Annotated in this window: 7 protein-coding genes; 4 read left to right on the top strand and 3 right to left on the bottom strand. The window is 67.7% G+C overall.

Annotation, left to right across the window (positions count from 1 at the left end; all coding sequences use genetic code 11):
- The coding region (locus tag ACFQEU_RS12375; protein ID WP_465261141.1) for a P-loop NTPase family protein at nt 1-290 on the top strand (290 nt) is incomplete at its 5' end.
- A gap of 107 nt (nt 291-397) precedes the next feature.
- Nucleotides 398-1,021 carry an RAD55 family ATPase gene (locus ACFQEU_RS12370; RefSeq protein WP_379782579.1) on the top strand — a complete coding sequence of 208 codons (624 nt, stop codon included), beginning with the start codon at nt 398-400 and terminating at the stop codon, nt 1,019-1,021.
- A 93-nt stretch (nt 1,022-1,114) separates the two neighbouring features.
- Here the strand turns inward: ACFQEU_RS12370 and ACFQEU_RS12365 are convergent, their stop codons facing one another.
- The gene (locus ACFQEU_RS12365) at nt 1,115-1,381 is read right to left on the bottom strand and encodes a hypothetical protein (protein WP_379782577.1); all 267 of its coding nucleotides are present in this window, start codon (nt 1,379-1,381) and stop codon (nt 1,115-1,117) included.
- Between the two features lie 81 nt (nt 1,382-1,462).
- Complete coding sequence (locus ACFQEU_RS12360; RefSeq protein ID WP_379782575.1) at nt 1,463-2,404, bottom strand: FKBP-type peptidyl-prolyl cis-trans isomerase; 942 nt, start codon at nt 2,402-2,404, stop codon at nt 1,463-1,465.
- Between the two features lie 138 nt (nt 2,405-2,542).
- Between ACFQEU_RS12360 and cyaB the strand changes: the two genes are divergently transcribed.
- Complete coding sequence (cyaB, locus tag ACFQEU_RS12355; protein ID WP_379782572.1) at nt 2,543-3,100, top strand: class IV adenylate cyclase; 558 nt, start codon at nt 2,543-2,545, stop codon at nt 3,098-3,100.
- Nucleotides 3,101-3,121: 21 nt separating this feature from the next.
- Here the strand turns inward: cyaB and ACFQEU_RS12350 are convergent, their stop codons facing one another.
- Complete coding sequence (locus tag ACFQEU_RS12350) at nt 3,122-3,592, bottom strand: MaoC family dehydratase (RefSeq protein WP_379782570.1); 471 nt, start codon at nt 3,590-3,592, stop codon at nt 3,122-3,124.
- 147 nt (nt 3,593-3,739) lie between these two features.
- Between ACFQEU_RS12350 and ACFQEU_RS12345 the strand changes: the two genes are divergently transcribed.
- Nucleotides 3,740-3,978, top strand: a 239-nt coding sequence (locus tag ACFQEU_RS12345) for an aldolase/citrate lyase family protein (protein ID WP_379782567.1), incomplete at its 3' end; no start/stop codon positions are given.

Here is a 3,978-nt window from a genome sequence, read left to right as displayed (position 1 = left end):
CGGCCGACCGGTCCGTGCTGGTGACCCCGCTTCGTAAACCGGCGCTCCGCGACGCCGCAAAGACGGCGGCCGTTGCGCGGCGGCTCGACTGCCGGCCGATAGGCGTCGTCGTCACGCGAGCACAGTCGGTCCCCGACGCGATCGTCGAGCTCCTTGGGTGTCCGGTACTCGGCCGTATTCCGCCTGCACCACCCGACCCGCTCTCGGACCCGGACGTCGCGTCGGCGTACGACGCCGTCGTCGATCGGCTCGTCGAGGAGCACGGTCACGGACGCTGGCGGGTCGCGTGAGCCGACGGTCACGGGATCGACGGTCGCGGGACCGATAGCGGGGACGTGGACACGGGCGATCCGCCGCCATCGACAGAGCCAAACGTCCACGGGAGCCAGTGGGTCGCATGGAGCGGTTGCCGACCGGGATCTCGGTCCTCGATAGGGAGCTCGACGGCGGTCTCCCGGCCGGTAGCGTCGTCGTGTTGAAAGCCGAGCCGGCGAGCCAGTCCGAGTTGTTCTTGAACACGTTCACACACGTTCGGGAGACACTGTACCTCACGACGGTCAGATCGCCCGACGCCGTCGACGACGCCCTCGAGCGATCCGCCGTTCGTACGGGCGACCCGACGATCGAGGGGGTCGACGGCGACGCACCGCTTAAGCAGACGCTGGACCGAGCCGCGTCCGTCCCGCGCGACGGGACGTTGATCGTCGACTCGGTCGAACCGCTCGAGGCTTCCGACCCGGTGCGGTATCGTTCGTTTCTCGACGACCTCCGGTCGCGTGTCGACGAAGCGAACGCGATCGGCGTGATACACGCGCTCAAACGCGGTACTGCCTCCGCGAACCGGGTCGCCACCGAACAGATCGCCGACGTCGTCTTCGACCTCAGAACCACCGTAACCGGGACGGAGATCGCGAACCGACTCGCCGTCCCGAAGTTCCGTGGCGGGGCGGCGTTGGAGGAACCGGTCAAACTCAAACTGACCGACACGGTCTCGGTTGACACGAGCCGCGACATCGCCTGATCAGGGACAAGGCCGCTGATCAGAGGCTGGACCGGATCGGACCGGTCTTCGTCTGCCTGTGTGGGGTCCAAATCGGTGTCCGCCCGTCAGGGATCACGCCACGCCGACCGCGCCGAGCACGAGCACGATCCCGCCCACCCCGACCGCGGCGAGTGCCCAGTTCCGCGGGACGTCCCACGCACCGTACGGTCCGCCCTTCCGCGAGAAGAGGTACGCGAGATACACAGCGATCGGTGCGAGCGCGGGGATCGTGCCGACGGTCACCGTCGCGACGACGCTCGACGCGACCGCGAGGACGACCGTCGTGACACCCGCGCTCGCGGCGACGAGAAGGTCCTCACGGGCGCGTGCTATCTCCATACGTGAACGTGGTGACGCGGGTACACAAAAGATGTCGATCCGTTCGTCGGTGGTCGTGACTGAAACGCGTCTGTGACGGCGTTACTCGTCGTCGATCTCGTCGACGATCTCGTCGGCGTCGACGTCGACGTCCTCGAGCGCCTCCTCGATGTCGCCGGCACCGGCACCGCCCATGCCGCCCATCATCCCGCCGAGGCCGCCCATGCCGCCGCCCTCGATGACCTCCTCGACGACGACGCGGTCGAGGTCGAGCCGACTCATGAGGTCCTGTGCGATCTGCTGTTTCTGGAACATCCACTGCTGGTTCATCTGCATCGCCTGCGTAGCCGTCACGTAGAGAACGTCCTTTTCGACCTCCTCCGTCTCGACCGTCTCCTCGCCGTCCTCGTCCTCGGTGACCGTTTCTTCCTCCTCGACGACGGTCTCGATACGGACTTCGGGAGCCTCCTGGAGGTACATCCCGAGCATACCGGCGGCCTTCTCCTCGCGGTCCTCGATCGCTTCGAGCACCTCGTACTCGTACTCGAGGTCCTCGCCGGCCAGCGGGTGGTTGAAGTCGACGCGCGCGCGACCGCCGATGATCGTCTCGAGGTGGCCCTGCTGGTTGTCGATCTGGACCTGAGCGCCGGGGTAGCGGCTGTCCTCGGGGATCTTGTCGGCCTTGACCGTCTCGACCTCGTCCGGGTCGTACTCGCCGAACGCGTCCGTCGCCGGAACGTCGACGGTTCCCTCATCGCCGACTTCGGATCCGATAAGCGCCTCCTCGACGGTCGGGAACACGTGATTCGCGCCGAGCGCGATGATGCGCGGCTCGAAATCGTACTCGTCGGTGTCGATTTCGGCCTCCTCGGCGGTCTCTTCGTCGGTCGTATCGATGACTTCGCCGTCGTCGGCGGTTCGGATCGTGTACGCCAGACGGACGAAGTCGCCGTCGGCCAGACCGTTCGACTCGGCGTCCGACTCGGCGTCGGCGTCCGTCTCCTCGGCGCTCTCGGCCGCCTCCGCCTGCTCCTGATCGCTCATAGCGGAACATCACTCGTTACACTCTTAAGGCGCACGGTTCCGCTCGAAGCGCTCGCGCGTCCGCTGTGTCAAGGCCATCGGTGGAGCCGCACGAACGCTTCCCGCCGAGCTTTTGTCCCACGCCGGCGACGCACCCCCATGTACGAGGTCGAGATCAAGGTGCCCGCCGACCACGCGGCGGTCGAATCCCGATTGCGGGAGCTCGGTGCCGAGCGCGCGGGTCGGCGCGGACAGCGGGACGTCTACTACGACGCCCCACACCGCGAGTTCGCCGAGACGGACGAGGCGTTGCGGATCCGACACGAGACGGACGCGGATCCGGCGACAGACTCGCCGGAGACGACCCGGCTCACGTACAAGGGACCGCTGCTCGACTCGGCGTCGAAAACGCGTTCGGAACACGAGACGGCCGTCGACGACGCCGAGGCGCTCGCCGGAGTCCTCGACGGGCTCGGCTTCGATCCGGCGGCGACCGTCGAGAAGCGGCGGGTGTACTGGTCGCTCGACGGGTTCACCGTCACCCTCGACGCGGTCGACGGCGTGGGCGAGTACGTCGAAGTCGAACGCGAGGTCGAGGACGAGTCGGCCATCGACGCGACCCGCGACGCGGCGGCCGACCTCCTCGATCGACTCGGCCTGGACGCGGCCGATCAGGTCAGAACGTCATATCTCGAACTGCTCCTCGACGGGGAGTGAGCGTTCACGGCGCGAGCGATATCACTCGGTCGCGTCGGGCCGTCTCTCCGAGAGCACCGTCCGCTCGAAGGAACAGACGAGGACGTCGTCGCCGTCCGGAACGATCTTGAACGCCTCGACGCGCATCGTGACGACGCCGCGCTCCCCGTCGCTCGTCTCGCGTTTGTCGACGACCGTCGACCGGGCGCGGATCGTGTCGCCGTGGAACACGGGGTTCGGGTGTTCGACGTCGTCGTACGCGAGGTTGGCGACGATGGTGCCGTCGGTCGTCTCGGGGATGGAGATGCCGACCGCCAGCGACATCGTATACAGGCCGTTGACGAGTCGTTCGCCGAACTCGGTGTCGCCGGCGAACTCGGAGTCGAGGTGGAGCGGCTGCTGGTTCATCGTCATATCACAGAAGCGCTGGTTGTCCGACTCGCTCACCGTGCGGCGACGGGCGTGTTCGATCGTCTCGCCGACCTCGAACTCCCCGTAGTAGCGTCCGGGCATGGGAGTGCCGTTTGCGGGCGGTCACATATGCGTGACGCTCCGCCACGTGGAGATGACCCGCGGACGCGCGGGGCGGGCCGTGGCGGACCGACTCGGGCCACCGCCCGGTCGCGTGTCATTTATCCCTCGGCCACGACAGCCACGACCATGCCCCGACGGAGCCTCCTGTTTTCGCCAGGCGACCGACCCGAACTGCTGCGGAAGGCGGCCGGCACCGCCGCGGACGTGTGCTGTTTCGACCTCGAGGACGCGGTCGTCTCGGACCAGAAAGACACGGCCCGTGCGGCGGTTCGGGAGGTGCTCGCCGACCCAGCGTTCGACCCCGACGCGGAGGTGTGTGTCCGGCTGACGGCGACGGAGCCCGCCGCCGACCTCGACGCGCTCGT

The sequence above is a fragment of the Halorubrum tibetense genome (assembly GCF_042661865.1).
GTDB classification, from domain to species: domain Archaea; phylum Halobacteriota; class Halobacteria; order Halobacteriales; family Haloferacaceae; genus Halorubrum; species Halorubrum tibetense.
The sequence above is the reverse complement of the archived record's forward strand: the minus strand, read 5'-3'. Positions and strand labels throughout refer to the sequence as shown.